Origin of the sequence: Virgibacillus sp. M23 (genome assembly GCF_034190895.1) — a bacterium.
GTDB classification, from domain to species: domain Bacteria; phylum Bacillota; class Bacilli; order Bacillales; family Amphibacillaceae; genus Virgibacillus; species Virgibacillus salarius.
Genome location: NZ_JAWDHA010000231.1, coordinates 1 through 472 on the forward strand (window position 1 = coordinate 1; position 472 = coordinate 472).

The 472-nt window shown below is 45.1% G+C and carries 1 protein-coding gene; it reads left to right on the forward strand.

Translation table 11 applies throughout. The features are described 5' to 3' along the window. Positions 1-472: N-acetylmuramoyl-L-alanine amidase family protein (locus tag RVS70_RS22245; RefSeq protein WP_321134889.1), on the forward strand; the 472-nt coding region annotated here is incomplete at both ends.

Sequence of the window (472 nt, forward strand, 5' to 3'; positions counted from 1 at the left end):
ATTAAAGGGATTCCAAAGAATCGTAACGCTTGGCACACAGGAGATGGAACAAACGGTACAGGGAATCGTAAGTCGCTTGGTGTCGAAATTTGTTATAGCAAGTCAGGAGGGGCACGATATAAGGTAGCGGAAAAACTCGCTATTAAGTTTGTAGCGCAACTACTTAAAGAACGCGGATGGGGTGTTGATCGAGTCCGCAAGCACCAAGACTGGAACGGCAAGTATTGCCCGCACCGTATTTTGTCAGAGGGTAGATGGAATGACGTCAAAGCTGCCATTGAAGCAGAATTGAAGGCTCTGGGCGGGAAAACAAGCTCAAGCAAAACAAGTGTATCCAAAAAGAAAACAACAAGCTCAAGCAACAAGAAAACGTCATTTGCGTTGCCTTCTGGTATCTTTAAGGTGAAAAGTCCAATGATGAGAGGCGCGTCTGTCACGCAGATTCAGAAAGCTCTAGCGATTCTTTATTTCT